Below are 16,247 nucleotides of genomic sequence, written 5' to 3'. Positions count from 1 at the left end.
ACCGGTATCCAACTGGTCGGCTGGTCAGTTGATATGCCTGAGGGGCTGGTGCAGCCGATGTCGCCCCCGGTAGGTTCACGGCGAACTTGTGAACCCAGGGGAGGGCGAATGCGCAAGGCGCTCAGAGGGCTGCTGGCGCTGGCGGTGCTCACGGGCACCGTCGGTGTCGGCGGTGCCACGGCGGGAACGGCGGCCGCGGCCACCACCGAGCCGGACATCAAGGAACGCGTCCTCGCGATCCCGGGGATGAGCTTCGTGGAGGAGAAGCCCTACGAGGGCTACCGCTACCTCGTCCTCACCTATGACCAGCCGGTCGACCACCGGAACCCGGCCAAGGGGACCTTCAAGCAGCGCTTCACGCTGCTGAACAAGTCCACCGACCGGCCGACGGTCTTCTTCACCTCCGGCTACAACGTCAACACCAACCCCAGCCGCAGCGAGCCGACCCGGATCGTCGACGGCAACCAGGTGTCGATGGAGTACCGCTTCTTCACCCCGTCCCGGCCCCAGCCCGCCGACTGGTCGAAGCTGGACATCTGGCAGGCCGCCAGCGACCAGCACCGCCTCTACCAGGCGCTCAAGCCCGTCTACAACAAGAACTGGCTGGCCACCGGCGGCAGCAAGGGCGGCATGACGGCGACGTACTACCGCCGCTTCTTCCCGGACGACATGAACGGCACCGTCGCCTACGTCGCGCCCAACGACGTGAACAACAACGAGGACTCGGCCTACGACAAGTTCTTCGCGAACGTCGGGGACCAGGCGTGCCGCACCCAGCTCAACTCGGTGCAGCGGCAGGCCCTCGTCCGCCGTGACGAGATCGTCGGCCGCTACCAGAAGTGGGCCGACGCCAACGGCAAGACCTTCAAGGTCGTCGGCAGCGCCGACAAGGCGTACGAGAACGTCGTGATGGACCTGGTCTGGGCGTTCTGGCAGTACCACCTGCAGAGCGAGTGCGCGTCCGTGCCCGCGACCAACGCCTCCACGGACGAGCTCTACAAGTTCATCGACACCATCTCGGGCTTCGACGGCTACACCGACCAGGGCCTGGAGCGGTTCACGCCGTACTACTACCAGGCGGGCACCGAGCTCGGCGCGCCGAGCTTCAAGACCCCGCACCTGAAGGGCCTGCTGCGCTACCCCGGGATCTACAGCCCGCGCAACTACGTGTCGCGTGACATCCCGATGAAGTTCCGCCCCGGCGCGATGGCCGACATCGACCGCTGGGTGCGCAACGACAGCAAGCGGATGCTCTTCGTCTACGGGCAGAACGACCCGTGGAGCGGCGAGCCGTTCAACGTCGGCCGGAACGCGGCCGCGCGGGACGACTACCGCTTCTACGCCCCCGGCGGCAACCACGGTTCGAACATCGCCCAGCTCGTCGCCGACGACCGGGCCAAGGCCACGGCCGAGGTCCTGGAGTGGGCCGGCGTCACGCCCGCGGCCGTCCGTAAGGACGTCACGCACGCCAAGCCGCTGGCTCCGTTCGACGCGAAGCTCGACCGTCCGGTCGTCGACCGGCAGAACAGCCTCCGTCCGTAAGGACGCCGGGGCCGCGCGGTCGTCCGTAAGGCCGCCGGGTCCCTGAGTTCACACCAGGCGGCGGGCGCACCCTATGGGTGTCCCGCCGCCGACGTGTACGTACAGGTCGGTCGAGGCCGGGCAGTCCGCCCGCGCGCCGACCTCGCGCGTCACCCGGTACTCCGGGGCGTGCGGGCCCGAGCCGTCGCAGGCGGTCTCCTTCACCACGCCCCGCCGCTCGGCGTACACGCAGTCGCCGGTCACCGTCAGCGGGCCGCCGCCGCGCCCCGGGTCGCCGGGGTGCGGCTCCTGGAGGTTGCGCATGCAGGCGTAGCCCTCCGGGGCGCTGTCCTCCTCCGACGTGCCCCGGTCCACCGCGGTGATGTGCAGCACGAAGTCCGTGGCGGCCGGGCAGCGGGGGCCGTCGTCCCGCGGGCCGTTGTAGCGGGCCAGGACCCGGGCGACGGCCCGCTCGCTCGCGCACGAGACCTCGGTGAAGGAGGCCCCTCCGCCGCCGGCGCAGGCGCTCCGGGCCAGGAACGTGGCCCCCGGCTCCGGCAGCGCGGGCGAGGGCGGCACGGAGGCGGCCACCGGCCTCCGGTCGTCCCCGGCGGCCCGGACCGGCGCCTGGCAGCCGGCCAGCGAGGCCCCCGCCGCCGGTCCCGCGAGCAGGACGAGCGTGAGCAGCGCGACCGGCCGCGCGCGATGCCGCATGGTGTCCCCCCTGTCCCCGCCGGGCCCCGGACGTCCCGCCGTGTCTCCCCCGCACCCCCGGACGTTCCCGTCTGCCGTCTGCCGTCTGCCGTCTGCCGTCTGCCGTCTGCCGTCTGCCGTCTGCCGTCTGCCGTCTGCCGTCTGCCGTCTGCCGTCTGCCGTCTGCCGTCTGCCGTCTGCCGTCTGCCGTCTGCCGTCTGCCGTCTGCCGTCTGCCGTCTGCCGTCTGCCGTCTGCCGTCTGCCGTCTGCCGTCTGCCGCCGGGGTGTCCGCCGCCCGTCCCGTCGCGCCCTTCGTCCGGGGCGTTCCCCGGCCCTGTGCCCGGCCCCGTGCCACCCCGCGCCTCAGCCTGGCTCCCCGGCCCCGGCGCACGCCAGACGTGCGGGGCGCGTCGGGGCGGCCGGGACGGGCGGAACAAGGTGTGTGCGGGGCGCGCCGCCGGACCCGTACGCCGGTCGCGCCGGCGCCCGGGGCCCGGCCCGCACTCCGGCGGCCCACGGCGCCGCAGTGCCCCGGGGAGCCGCCACCGGCGCTGTGGAAGGGGGTGCGCCGGCGGCGGTGCGCTGCCCTGCCGCGGACGGCGGAGAGGGAGGTCAGCGACGCGGCCCGGGGCGCACGCCGACACCGTCCGGCGGTCGTTCGACGACAGCACGCGCCTTGGACGGGCGGCGCCCCGGAGCGGTTCCGCGCGGGGTGGGCGTCAGCCGTGCGCGCGCCGCTTGATGACGAGCCGGGCGGGCAGCCGGCGGGTCAGCAGGCGGGCGCGCGGGGCCAGCCGCCGGGCCATCGCGAACACCGAGTCCGTACGGGAGCGGTCGGCGTCCAGGACGGTGAAGAGGTTGACGCCGAGGTAGAACGTGATGGCCGCGTTGGCCAGGTCGCGCGGCGGCGTCAGGCGGGCCAGCGGGGTGCCGCCGATCACCCGCTCCAGGGTCGCCTCGATGAAGGCGATCCACGGCTCGGCCCGCACCCGGATCTCCTCCCGCAGCTCCGGCTTGGCCACGGCGGCGGCGACCAGCTCGGCGAAGAGCGTCAGGTGTCCGGCCTCGATGTCGTGGCGGTAGATCCGGGTGGCGGCCTCGATGAGGTCCTCCAGGGTCCGGCAGCCGGAGACGGCGTCGGCGAGCACCGTCATCCGCTCGGCCGAGGACCGGTCGAGGGCGGCGAACAGCAGCGGGTCGACCCCGCCGAAATGGTAGAAGACCAGGGCGGAGTTGACCCCGGCCTCCTTGGCGATCGTCCGCGCGCTGGACTTGCCGTACCCCTGGGTCCGCAGGACGGTCTCCGCCGCGCCGATCAGCCGTTCCTTGGTGTCCACCGTCATGTGCAGCCCTCTCGCCCCGTCGATCATACGGTTCGGCCCGCCGCCGGGCCGGGCCGCCGGGAGGGGGCTCAGGCCGCCCGCGCCCCGTCGACGAGCCCCAGCAGGTACTCCCGGCCGGGCCCCGCCAGCTGCTGGAAGTCGGCCGCCTGGGGGTACCAGCGCTTCTCGTACTCCCAGCACAGCCAGCCGTCCCAGCCCGCCCGGCCGAGCACCCGCACGCAGTCGGGCAGCGGCAGCACCCCCGAGCCCAGCGGCAGCGGGGCGGTGTCCTCCGCCGAGGCCACGTCCTTCACCTGGACGTAGCCCAGGTGCGGGGAGAGCGGCGGGAAGCTCAGCGCCGGGCTCTCGCCGCCGAGCCAGGTGTGCAGGACGTCCCAGAGCGCTCCGACGTTCGGGTGGCCGACCGGACCCAGGATCCGCGCCGCGTCCCGCGCCCTGCGGTGCGAGTCATGGGTCTCCAGCAGGACGTGCACGCCCAGGTCGGCGGCGAGCGGCGCGACGGCCCCCAGCCGCCGCGCGGCGGCCGCGTCGGCCTCCGCCGCCGGCCGGTCCCCGCCCCCGGGGAACACCCGGGCGTACCGCGCGCCGAGGTCGCCGGCGAGCCGGACCAGCGCGGACAGCTCCCCGAGCACCGTCTCGTCCGGCTCCTCCGACGCGACCCGGACGTACCCGGCCACCGCCAGGATCGCGACCTCCGCCGCGGCGAACACCTCGGTCGCCGCGGACCGCTCGCGCGGCCCCGAGCCCGGATGCAGCGGTTCCTCCGGGTGCGCGCGCAGTTCGACGCCGTCGTAGCCGTGCGCACGGGCGAGCCGCGCCACGTCGGGGAGCGGCAGACCGGGGACACCGAGGGTGGAGAAGGCCAGTTTCATGGGGACCGGGTTCCCCGGGTGCGGGCGGGAAATGCTCCTTGTACGGCAGAAGGGGGTCCCAGGGATGACCGGCACCGACACCAGAACCTTGCGGATCGCCATGAACGGCGTGACCGGCCGCATGGGCCACCGCCAGCACCTCGTGCGCTCGGTCCTCGCCCTCCGCGAGCAGGGCGGCCTCGACCTCGGCGACGGCACCCGGCTGTGGCCGGAGCCCCTGCTGGTGGGGCGGGACGCGGGCCGGCTCCGCGCGCTCGCCGGGCGGTACGGGCTGGAGCACTGGACGACCGACCTCGACGCCGCCCTCGCCGACCCGGCCGTCGGCGTCTACTTCGACGCCCAGATCACCTCCGCCCGCGAGGACGCCCTCCGTAAGGCCGTCGCCGCGGGCAAGCACGTGTACTGCGAGAAGCCCACCGCCCTCGACCCCGGCGGCGCCACCGACCTCTACGAGCGCGCCCGTAAGGCGGGAGTCCGGCACGGCGTCGTCCAGGACAAGCTCTTCCTGCCCGGCATCCGCAAGCTCAAGCGGCTCGTCGACGAGGGCTTCTTCGGCCGGATCCTCTCCGTCCGGGGCGAGTTCGGCTACTGGGTCTTCGAAGGCGACCGGCGGCCCGCCCAGCGGCCGTCGTGGAACTACCGCGAGGAGGACGAGGGCATCACCTCCGACATGTTCCCGCACTGGGAGTACGTCCTGACCGGGCTCTTCGGGCCCATCAGGTCCGTACAGGCGCACCGGGCCACCCACATCCCGCGCCGCTGGGACGAGCGGGGGAAGCCGTACGAGGCCCGGGCCGACGACGCCGTCTACGCCGTCCTGGAGCTGGAGAGCGGGGCCGTCGCCCAGCTCAACTCCTCCTGGGCGGTGCGCGTCCACCGCGACGAGCTGCTGGAGTTCCAGGTGGACGGCACGGAGGGCTCGGCCGTCGCCGGGCTCCGGCACTGCCGGGTCCAGCACCGTTCGGTCACCCCCCGGCCCGTCTGGGACCCCGACGTCCCGGCGGCCGGCGACTTCCGCGCGCAATGGCAGGAGGTCCCCGACGACGGGCCGTCCGAGAACGCCTTCAAGGCCCAGTGGGAGCTCTTCCTGCGCCATGTGGCGCTCGGCGGGCCCTGGCCCCACGACCTCCTCGCGGGCGCCCGGGGCGTACGGCTCGCCCAGCTGGCCCGGATCTCCGCCAAGGAGGGCCGCAGGATGCGGGTGACCGGGTCATGATCCGGCTGCCCGACGCCTCCGGCGCCCTGCGCGATTACGAGCCCCGGTGCCTGCCCCTGGAGCTCAGCGCCCAGGGCACCCCGCCCACGTCCCGCAGGATCCTGGCCGCCGCCCACGTCGTCGCCGACCCCTTCGGCAACACCACCCCCCACGGCCCCGCCTCGCTCGACTGGGAGGCCACCCTGGCCTTCCGGCGCCATCTGTGGGCGCACGGCCTGGGGGTCGCCGAGGCCATGGACACCGCGCAGCGCGGCGCGGGCCTGGACTGGCCGGCGGCCGCCCGGCTGATCCGCCGCTCGGCCACCGAGGCACGGGCCGTCGGCGGCCGCGTCGTCTGCGGGGCCGGCACGGACCAGCTCGCGCCCCCGTACGGCACCCTGGCGGACGTCGCCGCCGCCTACGAGGAACAGCTCGCCCTGATCGAGGGGGAGGGCGCACAGGCCGTCCTGATGGCCTCCCGGGCCCTCGCGGCCGTGGCCACCGGCCCCGACGACTACCGGGAGCTCTACGGCGGGCTGCTGCGGCAGACGGACCGGCCCGTGATCCTGCACTGGCTCGGCACCGTGTTCGACCCCGCCCTGGAGGGCTACTGGGGAAGCCGCGACCCGGACGCCGCCATGGAGACCCTCCTCGGGATCGTCGCCGACCACCCGGCCGAGGTCCACGGTGTGAAGATCTCGCTCCTGGACAAGGAGCGCGAGCGCGCCCTGCGCCGGCGCCTGCCCGCCGGGGTGCGCTGCTACACCGGCGACGACTTCCACTACCCCGAGCTGATCGAGGGCGACGCGGACGGCCACAGCGACGCCCTGCTCGGCGTCTTCGACCCGCTGGGCCCGCTCGCCGCCCATGCCACGCGGCTGCTCGACGCGGACGACCGGCAGCGCTTCCGGGCCCTCCTGGACCCCACCGTGGCCCTCGCCCGGCACCTCTTCGAACCGCCCACCCACTGCTACCGCACGGGCGTCGTGCTGCTGGCCTGGCTCGCCGGGCACCAGCGGCACTTCGCGATGCCCGGCGGGCAGCACGCCGCGCGCACCCTGCCGCACCTGGCGCGGGCCTACGAACTGGCCGACGGCCTCGGGCTGTTCCCGGACCCGCCGCTCGCCCAGAACCGGATGGCCCGGCTGCTGGCCGTGCACGGGGTCGACCGGTGACCGGCCGCGCCCCGGCGCCCCCCGACCCGAGGTTCAGCCTCAACCAGCAGACCGTACGGCAGTGGAGCCTGCCCGAGCTGGCCGCCGGCTGCGCGGCGGCCGGGGTGCGCGGGGTGGGGCTCTGGCGCGGGCCCGTGCGGGAGTACGGGCCCGCGGCCGCCGCCCGGCTCTGCCGCGATGCCGGACTGACCGTCAGCAGCCTCTGCCGGGGCGGCTTCCTGACCGCCGTCGACCCGGACCGCCGGCGGGCCGCGCTCGCCGACAACCGGGCGGCCGTGGCGGAGGCCGCCGAGCTCGGCACCCGCACGCTCGTCCTCGTCCCCGGCGGCCTGCCCGAGGGCGACCGCGACCTCGCCGGGGCGCGTGAGCGCGTCGCCGACGCGCTGGCCGCGCTCGGGCCCTACGCGGCCCGGTACGGCGTCCGCCTCGCGGTCGAGCCGCTGCACCCGATGTTCGCCTCCGACCGCTCGGCCGTCTCCACTCTCCGGCAGGCCCTCGACCTGGCGGAGCGCTTCCCCGCCGACCAGGTGGGCGTCGTGGTGGACACCTACCACCTGTGGTGGGACGACACGGTGGCCGAGCAGCTCGTACGGGCCGGTGAGGGCGGCCGGATCGCCGCCTTCCAGCTCGCCGACTGGGTCACCCCGCTGCCGGAGGGCGCGCTGCTGGGCCGGGGGCAGCTCGGCGACGGGTGCGTGGACCTGCGGTGGTTCCGCGAACGGGTCGACGCGACCGGCTACCGGGGGCCCGTCGAGACCGAGATCTTCAGCCCCGCGCTCTGGGCGCGGGACGGCGCCGAGGTGCTCGCGGAGGTCCTGGACCGCTACCGGCGGTACGTCACCGGGATACCCGCGGTAACCGAAAGGTCCTTGATCACACCTTCGGTAACGGAACGATAACTCCTTGAATGCGGTGCAACCCTTTGCCGCGACGGCGGGTCGTACTGTGCGTCGGGCTTCCCGGGGAGGGATCCGGGGGGATTCAGGGGAAGCCGGTTTTGGGGGGTACCCGAGGGGCTTGGTCTTCGGATCGGGCCCCTCGGCCTTTCCCCGCCCGTGGAGGGGCGGCGGGGGCCCGTGGGGGCCCGAACTTCCTGTCGGACCCCGGCGGTACGGTCGGGACATGGCACACATGGCGGTGGTCGAAGGGGTCCTGGAGCGGATCACTTATGCCAACGAGGAGAGCGGCTACACCGTGGCCCGCGTCGACACCGGGCGCGGCGGCGGGGACCTCCTCACGGTCGTCGGCTCGCTGCTCGGCGCGCAGCCGGGCGAGTCCCTGCGGCTGGAGGGCCGCTGGGGCTCCCACCCGCAGTACGGCCGCCAGTTCACCGTCGAGAACTACACGACCCTGCTGCCCGCCACGATCCAGGGCATCCGCCGCTACCTCGGCTCCGGCCTGATCAAGGGCATCGGCCCGCGCATCGCCGACCGCATCACCGAGCACTTCGGCACCGACACCCTGGACGTCATCGAACAGGAGCCCGGGCGCCTGATCGAGGTGCCCGGGCTCGGCCCCAAGCGGACGAAGATGATCGGCGCCGCCTGGGAGGAGCAGAAGGCCATCAAGGAGGTCATGGTCTTCCTCCAGGGCGTCGGCGTCTCCACCTCCATCGCCGTCCGCATCTACAAGAAGTACGGCGACTCATCCATCTCCGTCACCCGCAACCAGCCCTACCGGCTGGCCGCCGACGTCTGGGGCATCGGCTTCCTCACCGCCGACCGCATCGCCCAGGCCGTCGGCATCCCGCACGACAGCCCGGACCGTGTCAAGGCCGGGCTGCAGTACGCCCTTTCCCAGTCCACCGATCAGGGGCACTGCTTCCTCCCCGAGGAGCGGCTGATCGCCGACGCGGTGAAGCTGCTCCAGGTCGACACCGGCCTCGTCATCGACTGCCTCGCCGAACTGGCCGCCGAGGAGGGCGTGGTCCGGGAGACCGTGCCCGGCCCGGACGGCGGCGAGCCCGTCACCGCCGTCTACCTCGTCCCCTTCCACCGGGCCGAGATCTCCCTCGCCGCCCAGCTCGGCCGGCTGCTGCGGACCGGCGAGGACCGGCTCGCCGCCTTCCAGGACGTCCCGTGGGACAAGGCCCTGGCCTGGCTCGCCGGGCGCACGGGCGCCGAGCTGGCCCCCGAGCAGCGGGAGGCCGTCCGGCTCGCCCTGACCAGCAAGGTCGCGGTGCTCACCGGCGGCCCCGGCTGCGGCAAGTCCTTCACCGTGCGGTCCGTCGTCGAGCTGGCCCGCGCCAGGAAGGCCAAGGTCGTGCTGGCCGCGCCCACCGGCCGGGCCGCCAAGCGGCTCGCCGAGCTCACCGGTGCCGAGGCGTCCACCGTGCACCGGCTCCTGGAGCTCAAGCCCGGCGGCGACGCCGCGTACGACAAGGACCGCCCGCTGGACGCCGACCTGGTGGTGGTCGACGAGGCGTCCATGCTGGACCTCCTGCTGGCCAACAAGCTCGTCAAGGCCGTGGCGCCCGGGGCCCATCTGCTGCTCGTCGGCGACGTCGACCAGCTGCCGTCCGTCGGCGCCGGCGAGGTCCTGCGCGACCTCCTCGCCCCCGGCAGCCCCGTCCCCGCCGTGCGCCTCACCCGGATCTTCCGGCAGGCGCAGGAGTCCGGGGTGGTGACCAATGCACACCGCATCAACTCCGGTACGCCGCCCCTCACCCAGGGGATGACGGATTTCTTCCTCTTCGTCGAGGAGGACACCGAGGAGGCGGGCCGGCTCACCGTGGACGTCGCGGCGCGCCGGATCCCCGCGAAGTTCGGCCTGGACCCCCGCCGCGACATCCAGGTACTGGCCCCCATGCACCGCGGCCCGGCCGGCGCGGGCACCCTCAACGGCCTGCTCCAGCAGGCCATCACCCCGGCCCGCCCCGACCTGCCGGAGCGGCGCTTCGGCGGCCGCGTCTTCCGCGTCGGCGACAAGGTCACCCAGATCCGCAACAACTACGAGAAGGGCGAGAACGGCGTCTTCAACGGCACGGTGGGCGTGGTCACCGCCCTGGACACGGTCGAGCAGCGGCTGACCGTCCGCACCGACGAGGACGAGGAGGTCGGCTACGACTTCGACGAACTCGACGAGCTGGCCCACGCGTACGCCGTGACCATCCACCGCTCGCAGGGCAGCGAGTACCCCGCCGTGGTGATCCCCGTCACCACCGGCGCCTGGATGATGCTTCAGCGCAATCTCCTCTATACCGCAGTGACTCGGGCGAAACGGCTCGTAGTGCTCGTAGGCTCCCGTAAGGCCCTGGGGCAGGCGGTGCGCACGGTCTCCGCGGGGCGTCGTTGTACGGCCCTGGACCACCGGCTCGCGGGGGGATCCGGGGGTGGCCCCTGAGTCCGGCCCGGGGGGTGCCCGGAGGTGGGATTCGTCTCCAGACGGTTTACCAACCGGGGCGAACGGGGCAGTATGGCCAGGCTGGGCGGCACTGAGTGCCGCCTTTAGGCCCTATGGCCGACCCCGAGTGCACGTGCATCGTCCAAATGGGGGAAGGTAGGGGTAGTCAGGGCACCTCGAAGAAGAGGCACAACGTCGGTGAGGGATGACGTGAGCGACAACTCTGTAGTACTGCGGTACGGGGACGGCGAATACACCTACCCGGTGGTCGACAGCACCGTCGGCGACAAGGGCTTCGATATCGGCAAGCTCCGCGCCCAGACCGGTCTGGTGACCCTGGACTCCGGTTACGGCAACACCGCCGCGTACAAGTCCGCGATCACCTACCTCGATGGTGAGCAGGGCATCCTGCGCTACCGGGGTTACCCGATCGAGCAGCTCGCCGAGCGCAGCACGTTCCTGGAGACGGCGTTCCTGCTGATCAACGGCGAGCTCCCCAGCGTGGACGAGCTGGCCACCTTCAAGGGTGAGATCACCCAGCACACGCTGCTGCACGAGGACGTCAAGCGGTTCTACGACGGCTTCCCGCGTGACGCCCACCCGATGGCCATGCTGTCGTCCGTGGTCAGCGCGCTGTCGACGTTCTACCAGGACAGCCACAACCCGTTCGACGAGCAGCAGCGTCACCTCTCCACGATCCGGCTGCTCGCCAAGCTGCCCACGATCGCCGCGTACGCCTACAAGAAGTCGGTCGGCCACCCGGTGGTCTACCCGCGCAACGACCTGGGCTACGTCGAGAACTTCCTGCGGATGACCTTCTCGGTGCCGGCCGCCGAGTTCGACCTGGACCCGGTCGTCGTCAACGCCCTCGACAAGCTGCTGATCCTGCACGCGGACCACGAGCAGAACTGTTCGACCTCCACCGTGCGCCTGGTCGGCTCCTCGCAGGCGAACATGTTCGCCTCGATCTCCGCCGGCATCAGCGCCCTGTGGGGCCCGCTGCACGGTGGCGCCAACCAGTCGGTCCTGGAGATGCTGGAAGGCATCAAGGCCAACGGCGGCGATGTCGACTCCTTCATCCGCAAGGTGAAGAACAAGGAGGACGGCGTCCGCCTGATGGGCTTCGGCCACCGGGTGTACAAGTCCTTCGACCCGCGCGCGAAGATCATCAAGGCTGCCGCGCACGACGTCCTCTCGGCCCTCGGCAAGTCCGACGAGCTGCTGGACATCGCGCTCAAGCTGGAGGAGCACGCGCTCTCCGACGATTACTTCGTCTCGCGCAACCTCTACCCGAACGTGGACTTCTACACCGGTCTGATCTACCGGGCGATGGGCTTCCCCACCGAGATGTTCACCGTGCTCTTCGCGCTCGGCCGGCTGCCCGGCTGGATCGCCCAGTGGCACGAGATGATCAAGGAGCCGGGCTCCCGCATCGGCCGCCCGCGCCAGATCTACACCGGCGTCGTCGAGCGCGACCTCCCGCTCACCCGCGGCTGAGCCACGCCCCTGCGCGGCCGGCCGGCCCGTAGCGAGCGCACCGGCGCAGAGAAAAGCGCCCCGCTGCCGATCCCCCCACGGGTCGGAGCGGGGCGCTTTCCATACCCCGGAACGGATTCCCCCCACGGGATCCGGCCGGGAGCCGCGGTGCGCGGTGCCGACGCGATCTGCCGGGACGCGTACGTACGGGAGGGCCGCTCAAAGCTCCCCGGGTACGTGCCCCGGCCACGCGTGGCCGGTACCGTCCCCCAAGACGATCCAGCACTGCCCGGTTAGACCCACGACCCCCCTCAATGGTTACCTCCCAAAGGCTGTGATCTAGGTCTCGCTGCCATAAGGGACGTACAAGGGCAAGGGGTGAATGTGTGGGTGTTGTGTCTCTTTTGTGGGTTACCTGAAGGTACGCAGCCGCAGGCTGTTGGACACCACGAACACCGAGGAGAAGGCCATCGCCGCCCCCGCGATCATGGGGTTGAGCAGGCCCGCCGCCGCAAGGGGCAATGCGGCCACGTTGTAGCCGAAGGCCCAGAAGAGATTCCCCTTGATGGTGCCGAGCGTCCGGCGCGCCAGCCTGATCGCGTCCGCGGCCACCCGCGGATCGCCGCGGACGAGCGTGAGGTCGGCCGCCTCGATCGCCGCGTCCGTGCCGGTGCCCATGGCCAGCCCCAGATCGGCCGTGGCCAGGGCCGCCGCGTCATTGACGCCGTCGCCGACCATCGCGACCACACGCCCCTCGGCCCGCAGCCGCTCGACCACCGCCACCTTGTCCTGCGGCAGCACCTCGGCGATCACCTCGTCGATGCCCACCTCGCGGGCCACCGCCTCGGCCACGGCCCGGTTGTCGCCGGTCAGGAGCACCGGCCGGAGCCCCAGGGCGCGCAGCTCCGCGACGGCCCGCGCGCTGGAGTCCTTGACGGTGTCCGCGACCGCGAGGACGCCGCGCGCCTCCTTGTCCCAGGCCACCGCCACCGCCGTGCGCCCCTCGGCCCGCGCGGCGGCCAGCGCCGCCGCCAGGGCCGCCGGCAGCTCGACGCCCGCCCCGGCCAGCAGCGCCTCCCGGCCCACCAGGACCGCACGCCCCTCGACCAGGCCCCGGACGCCCAGCCCGGCCACGTTCTCGAAGTTCTCGACGGCCGGCAGCCCGCCGGCGCGGTCCTCGGCGCCGGCCGCCACGGCCCGCGCCACCGGGTGCTCGGAGGCGTGCTCCACCGCCCCCGCGTACCGCAGCAGCTCGCGCTCGGTCACACCCGGCGCGGTGACCACGTCGCGCAGGCCCATCCGGCCCGTCGTCACCGTCCCGGTCTTGTCCAGGACGACCGTGTCCACCCGCCGGGTGGACTCCAGCACCTCCGGCCCCTTGATGAGGATGCCGAGCTGCGCGCCCCGGCCCGTACCGACCAGCAGGGCCGTCGGGGTGGCGAGGCCCAGGGCGCACGGGCAGGCGATGATCAGCACGGCCACGGCGGCCGTGAAGGCCGCCGTCGCGTCGCCCGTGGCCAGCAGCCGGCCGGCCAGGGTGCCGAGGGCCAGCACCAGCACCACGGGCACGAACACGGCGGAGATCCGGTCGGCGAGCCGCTGGACCTCGGCCTTGCCGTTCTGCGCGTCCTCCACCAGCCGGGCCATCCGGGCGAGCCGGGTGTCCGCGCCCACCCGGGTGGCCTCGACCACCAGCCGGCCCGCCGTGTTCACCGTCGCGCCCGCCACGGCGTCGCCCACGGCGACCTCCACCGGCACCGACTCACCGGTGAGCATCGAGGCGTCGACCGCCGAGGAGCCCTCGGTGACCACGCCGTCCGTGGCGATCTTCTCCCCGGGGCGTACGACGAAGCGGTCGCCGACGGCCAGCCGGGAGACCGGCACCCGCTCCTCGCGCCCGCCGCGCAGCACGGCCACGTCCTTGGCGCCCAGCTCCAGCAGCGCCCGCAGTGCGGCCCCCGCCTTCCGCTTGGACCGGGCCTCAAGCCAACGCCCGGCGAGGATGAACGTCGTCACCCCGGCCGCGGCCTCCAGATAGATGGCCGACGACCCGTCCGTGCGTGAGACGGTGAGCGCGAAGGAGTGCCGCATGTGCGGCATCCCCGCCGTGCCCAGGAACAGCGCCCACAGCGACCAGCCGAGGGCCGCCAGGGTGCCGATCGAGACCAGGGTGTCCATCGTGGCGGCGCCGTGCCGGGCGTTGGTCCACGCCGCCCGGTGGAAGGGCAGTGCCCCCCAGACCACGACGGGCGCGGCCAGGGTCAGCGACAGCCACTGCCAGTTGTCGAACTGGAGGGCGGGGACCATCGACATCAGCACCACAGGCACTGACAGCACCAGCGACACCAGGAGCCGCTGCCGCAGGCCCCTGGTCTCCTCGTCGCCGGAGCCGGAGCCGGAGCCTGAATCGGGCCCGGCCTCGGGCGTGGGCCCGGGGGCCCGGGGCACCTCCGCGGTGTATCCCGTCCTCTCCACGGTCGCGATGAGGTCGGCGACCGCCACCCCCTCGCCGAAGGCGATCCGCGCCTTCTCCGTGGCGAAGTTGACGGTGGCCTCGACGCCGTCCATCCGGTTGAGCTTCTTCTCGACGCGGGCGGCGCACGAGGCGCAGGTCATGCCGCCGACGGCGAGCTCGACCTCGGTCCGTGCCGGGTCCGTGCGAGGGGGAGCCGTGCTCTTCATGGCGTGTTCCCGGGGGTGGGGGGTGTTACCGGCCGGGCGTCAGGCGCGGCCGACGAGCTCGTAACCCGCCTCGTCGACGGCGGCGCGCACGGCCTCCTCGTCCAGCGGGGCCGTGGCGGTGACGCTGACCTCGCCGGTCGTGGCGACGGCCTTCACGGCGGTGACGCCGGCGAGCGCGGAGAGCTCTTCGGTCACGGCCGACTCGCAGTGGCCGCAGGTCATGCCGGTGACCTTGTAGACGGTGGTGGAGGCAGGGGAGTCGCTCATGGTGGGTCTCCTCGGAAAAGGGTCTTCAGTACTCGTGCACGTCGTACACCAGTGAGAACACCTTACCCCCCGGGGGTATTCCTTCGGAGGGTTTCCCCGAGATCCGCGGAGACCGCCCGGAAAGGCGGGAACCCCCGTGGGCCGAGGGGGCCCACGGGGGTTCGCCGTCCGGTCGCGGCGGCGGTCAGCGGTGGCTGGGGAAGCCCAGGTCCACGGAGCTCTCCGCCGGGTCCGGCCAGCGGGTCGTGACGACCTTGCCCCGGGTGTAGAAGTGCACGCCGTCGTTCCCGTAGATGTGGTGGGCGCCGAAGAGGGAGTCCTTCCAGCCGCCGAAGGAGTGGTAGCCGACCGGCACCGGGATGGGGACGTTGACGCCCACCATGCCCGCCTCGACCTCCAGCTGGAAGCGGCGGGCCGCGCTGCCGTCGCGGGTGAAGATCGCGGTGCCGTTGCCCCAGGGCGAGCCGTTGATCAGCGCCAGGCCCTCCTCGTAGGTCTCCGCGCGCAGCACGCACAGCACCGGGCCGAAGATCTCGTCGCGGTAGGCGTCCGCGTCCGTGGGCACCTTGTCCAGCAGGGACAGGCCGATCCAGTGACCGTTCTCGTAGCCCTCGACCGTGTGGCCGGTGCCGTCGAGGACGACCTCCGCGCCCTGGGCGGCGGCGCCCGCCACATAGGACGCGACCTTGTCGCGGTGCGCCTTGGTGATCAGGGGGCCCATCTCGGACGCGGGGTCGTCGCCCGGACCGATCCTGATCTTCGTGGCGCGGTCGCGGATCTTCGCGACCAGCTCGTCCCCGGTGCCGCCCACCGCGACGACCGCCGAGACGGCCATGCAGCGCTCGCCCGCCGAGCCGTAGGCCGCCGAGACGGCCGCGTCCGCCGCGGCGTCGAGGTCGGCGTCGGGCAGCACCAGCATGTGGTTCTTGGCGCCGCCCAGGGCCTGGACGCGCTTCCCGTTCGCCGTGCCCGTGGTGAAGATGTGACGGGCGATCGGGGTGGAGCCGACGAAGCTCACCGCCGCCACGTCCGGGTGCGCGAGGAGCGCGTCGACGGCGGTCCGGTCGCCGTTGACGATGTTGAGCACCCCGTCCGGCAGACCCGCCTCGGCGGCCAGTTCGGCGAGCCGGAACGCGGCCGACGGGTCCTTCTCGCTCGGCTTCAGCACAAAGGTGTTGCCGCAGGCGATCGCCAGCGGGAACATCCACATCGGCACCATGGCCGGGAAGTTGAAGGGCGTGATGCCCGCGACCACCCCGAGCGGCTGCCGGATCGCGGCCACGTCCACGCCGCCCGACACCTGGGTGGACAGCTCGCCCTTGAGCTGGGTGGTGATCCCGCAGGCCAGCTCGACGATCTCCAGACCGCGGGCGACCTCGCCGAGCGCGTCGGCGTGCACCTTGCCGTGCTCGGCGGTGATCAGCCGGGCCAGTTCGTCGCGGTGGGCGTCGAGCAGGGCGCGGTAGCGGAACAGCACCGCGGTACGGGCCGCCAGTGAGGAGCCGCCCCAGGTCGCGAACGCGGCCCTGGCCGCGGCGACGGCGGCGTCCACCTCGTCGGCGGAGGCGAACGCGACACGGGTGGTCTCCACCCCCGTCGCCGGGTCGGTCACCGGCCCGTACGTGCCGGAGGCGCCCTCGACGGCCTTGCCGCCGATCCAGTGGTTGACGGTCTTCATGC

12 protein-coding genes are annotated in these 16,247 nt (G+C 73.2%); 6 read left to right on the top strand and 6 right to left on the bottom strand.

Annotated features, from left to right (window positions below; all coding sequences use genetic code 11):
• Positions 1 to 108: 108 nt before the first annotated feature.
• The gene (locus AF335_RS03755) at positions 109 to 1,542 is read left to right on the top strand and encodes a S28 family serine protease (protein ID WP_102916767.1); all 1,434 of its coding nucleotides are present in this window, start codon (positions 109 to 111) and stop codon (positions 1,540 to 1,542) included.
• Positions 1,543 to 1,590: 48 nt separating this feature from the next.
• Here AF335_RS03755 and AF335_RS34370 read toward each other — a convergent pair whose 3' ends face one another.
• From AF335_RS34370 to AF335_RS03740, 3 genes are all read right to left on the bottom strand, one after another.
• Entirely contained in the window at positions 1,591 to 2,235 is a 645-nt protein-coding gene (locus AF335_RS34370) for a hypothetical protein (protein ID WP_102917029.1), read from the bottom strand.
• Positions 2,236 to 2,934: 699 nt separating this feature from the next.
• The gene (locus AF335_RS03745; RefSeq protein ID WP_228773213.1) at positions 2,935 to 3,558 is read right to left on the bottom strand and encodes a TetR/AcrR family transcriptional regulator; all 624 of its coding nucleotides are present in this window, start codon (positions 3,556 to 3,558) and stop codon (positions 2,935 to 2,937) included.
• A gap of 68 nt (positions 3,559 to 3,626) precedes the next feature.
• Positions 3,627 to 4,430: a sugar phosphate isomerase/epimerase family protein gene (locus tag AF335_RS03740; RefSeq protein WP_102916765.1), complete on the bottom strand. Its 804-nt coding sequence runs from the start codon at positions 4,428 to 4,430 to the stop codon at positions 3,627 to 3,629.
• A gap of 64 nt (positions 4,431 to 4,494) precedes the next feature.
• On the opposite strand from AF335_RS03740, the gene AF335_RS03735 reads away from it, so the two are divergent.
• The 5 genes from AF335_RS03735 (at position 4,495) to AF335_RS03715 (ending at position 11,639) form a co-directional block, all read left to right on the top strand.
• Positions 4,495 to 5,646 (top strand): Gfo/Idh/MocA family protein, encoded by a 1,152-nt coding sequence (locus AF335_RS03735; protein ID WP_102916764.1) that lies wholly within the window; start codon positions 4,495 to 4,497, stop codon positions 5,644 to 5,646.
• The gene (locus AF335_RS03730) at positions 5,643 to 6,800 is read left to right on the top strand and encodes a dihydrodipicolinate synthase family protein (RefSeq protein ID WP_102916763.1); all 1,158 of its coding nucleotides are present in this window, start codon (positions 5,643 to 5,645) and stop codon (positions 6,798 to 6,800) included. Before AF335_RS03735 ends, AF335_RS03730 begins: the two co-directional genes overlap by 4 nt.
• Positions 6,797 to 7,699: a sugar phosphate isomerase/epimerase family protein gene (locus AF335_RS03725; protein ID WP_102916762.1), complete on the top strand. Its 903-nt coding sequence runs from the start codon at positions 6,797 to 6,799 to the stop codon at positions 7,697 to 7,699. Before AF335_RS03730 ends, AF335_RS03725 begins: the two co-directional genes overlap by 4 nt.
• A gap of 223 nt (positions 7,700 to 7,922) precedes the next feature.
• The gene (recD2, locus tag AF335_RS03720; RefSeq protein WP_102916761.1) at positions 7,923 to 10,142 is read left to right on the top strand and encodes an SF1B family DNA helicase RecD2; all 2,220 of its coding nucleotides are present in this window, start codon (positions 7,923 to 7,925) and stop codon (positions 10,140 to 10,142) included.
• 210 nt (positions 10,143 to 10,352) lie between these two features.
• Positions 10,353 to 11,639, top strand: coding sequence for a citrate synthase (locus AF335_RS03715; RefSeq protein WP_102916760.1), 1,287 nt, complete (start codon positions 10,353 to 10,355; stop codon positions 11,637 to 11,639).
• 390 nt (positions 11,640 to 12,029) lie between these two features.
• Here the strand turns inward: AF335_RS03715 and AF335_RS03710 are convergent, their stop codons facing one another.
• The 3 genes from AF335_RS03710 to AF335_RS03700 all read right to left on the bottom strand — a co-directional run bounded on the left by AF335_RS03710 (position 12,030) and on the right by AF335_RS03700 (position 16,245).
• Positions 12,030 to 14,300, bottom strand: coding sequence for a heavy metal translocating P-type ATPase (locus AF335_RS03710; RefSeq protein WP_102916759.1), 2,271 nt, complete (start codon positions 14,298 to 14,300; stop codon positions 12,030 to 12,032).
• Positions 14,301 to 14,339: 39 nt separating this feature from the next.
• Positions 14,340 to 14,567, bottom strand: coding sequence for a heavy-metal-associated domain-containing protein (locus AF335_RS03705; protein WP_102916758.1), 228 nt, complete (start codon positions 14,565 to 14,567; stop codon positions 14,340 to 14,342).
• A gap of 184 nt (positions 14,568 to 14,751) precedes the next feature.
• Positions 14,752 to 16,245: a CoA-acylating methylmalonate-semialdehyde dehydrogenase gene (locus tag AF335_RS03700; RefSeq protein ID WP_102916757.1), complete on the bottom strand. Its 1,494-nt coding sequence runs from the start codon at positions 16,243 to 16,245 to the stop codon at positions 14,752 to 14,754.
• Positions 16,246 to 16,247 lie beyond the last annotated feature (2 nt).

The organism is Streptomyces eurocidicus (assembly GCF_002891295.1).
GTDB classification, from domain to species: Bacteria; Actinomycetota; Actinomycetes; order Streptomycetales; family Streptomycetaceae; genus Streptomyces; species Streptomyces eurocidicus.
This window is presented reverse-complemented; position numbering and strand designations above follow the sequence as displayed.

Excerpts from the sequence above, each read along its gene's own strand:
- AF335_RS03740 (WP_102916765.1), bottom strand. The coding sequence starts at position 4,430 with ATGAAACTGGCCTTCTCCACCCTCGGTGTCCCCGGTCTGCCGCTCCCC.
- AF335_RS34370 (WP_102917029.1), bottom strand. The coding sequence starts at position 2,235 with ATGCGGCATCGCGCGCGGCCGGTCGCGCTGCTCACGCTCGTCCTGCTC.
- AF335_RS03735 (WP_102916764.1), top strand. The coding sequence starts at position 4,495 with ATGACCGGCACCGACACCAGAACCTTGCGGATCGCCATGAACGGCGTG.
- AF335_RS03700 (WP_102916757.1), bottom strand. The coding sequence starts at position 16,245 with ATGAAGACCGTCAACCACTGGATCGGCGGCAAGGCCGTCGAGGGCGCC.
- AF335_RS03705 (WP_102916758.1), bottom strand. The coding sequence starts at position 14,567 with ATGAGCGACTCCCCTGCCTCCACCACCGTCTACAAGGTCACCGGCATG.
- AF335_RS03730 (WP_102916763.1), top strand. The coding sequence starts at position 5,643 with ATGATCCGGCTGCCCGACGCCTCCGGCGCCCTGCGCGATTACGAGCCC.
- AF335_RS03745 (WP_228773213.1), bottom strand. The coding sequence starts at position 3,558 with ATGACGGTGGACACCAAGGAACGGCTGATCGGCGCGGCGGAGACCGTC.
- recD2 (WP_102916761.1), top strand. The coding sequence starts at position 7,923 with ATGGCACACATGGCGGTGGTCGAAGGGGTCCTGGAGCGGATCACTTAT.
- AF335_RS03755 (WP_102916767.1), top strand. The coding sequence starts at position 109 with ATGCGCAAGGCGCTCAGAGGGCTGCTGGCGCTGGCGGTGCTCACGGGC.
- AF335_RS03710 (WP_102916759.1), bottom strand. The coding sequence starts at position 14,300 with ATGAAGAGCACGGCTCCCCCTCGCACGGACCCGGCACGGACCGAGGTC.